We start from the raw sequence: 911 nt of genomic DNA on the forward strand, positions 1-911 counted from the left end.
GCACACCTCCGTGATCAGGCGTTCCCAGTCGTCCAGGAACCGCTTGAGCCCGTACCGTTCGAGCGCGGCCTGCCGGGCCCGGGCCCCGTCCGCGGCGGCCGCCCCGGGCTCCGCCAGATAGCGGCGTGCCGCCCGGGCGAGGACGTCGGGCCGGTTGGACACGGTGCCCGAACCCTCCGGCACCGCCTCCACCGCCTCGGTGGTGGCCAGCGCCAGGACCGGCAGCCCCAGGTGCATCGCCTCCAGCAGGGACAGACCGAGAGAGGTCCAGCGCACCGGGTGCAGGTACATCCGCCGCTCGGCCATGGCCGTATGCAGGTCGCGCTGCGGGAGCTCCGCGGTGCGGCACCGTTCCGGCGGCAGGCCCAGGTGCCCGGCCAGGCCATCGGTGCGCATCCCGAAGACGTCCAGCGGCACCGCCCCGGCGAGCGCGGGCAGCAGATCCGTACCGGTGTACCGGCCGCGCCGCAGCGGCTCGTTGACGACGACGGCGGCACGTTCCAGCCGTCCCGTGCAGCGGTGGCCCGGGTCGACGATGCCGTGCTCGACCACCTCGGTGCGGGTGCCGCCGCAGTCCCAGAACAGCCGGTTGAAGTGGGTGACGTGCACGATCGTCAGATCGGTGCGGTCGGCGAACGGGTGCCGGGTCTCCGGTACGGCGCCGTCCGGGGCGTTGTGCTCCAGGTACACGGCCGGCACGTCCCGGCCGGGGCGGCGGCCGCCGAGCCACTGCTCGGCGAGCTCGAGTTCGTGCGGACGCTGCAGGACGACCAGGTCGAACGGGGTCTCCCGCAGCTCCCGCGGGGTGGCCTCGCGCACCGACGCGGGCCAGGCGAAGGTCCGGGCCCGGCCGAGCCCGTCCGGACCGCGGTCCGGGGTGACCGGGACCACATAGGTGTGCGGGCCCTGGA

The 911-nt window shown here is 75.1% G+C and carries 1 protein-coding gene; it reads right to left on the bottom strand.

The features are described from left to right. Window positions 1-911: glycosyltransferase (locus B9S61_RS21000; protein ID WP_103543643.1), on the bottom strand; the 911-nt coding region annotated here is incomplete at both ends.

It is taken from the genome of Streptomyces sp. SM1, from assembly GCF_002910825.1.
Classification (GTDB): Bacteria; Actinomycetota; Actinomycetes; order Streptomycetales; family Streptomycetaceae; genus Streptomyces; species Streptomyces okerensis.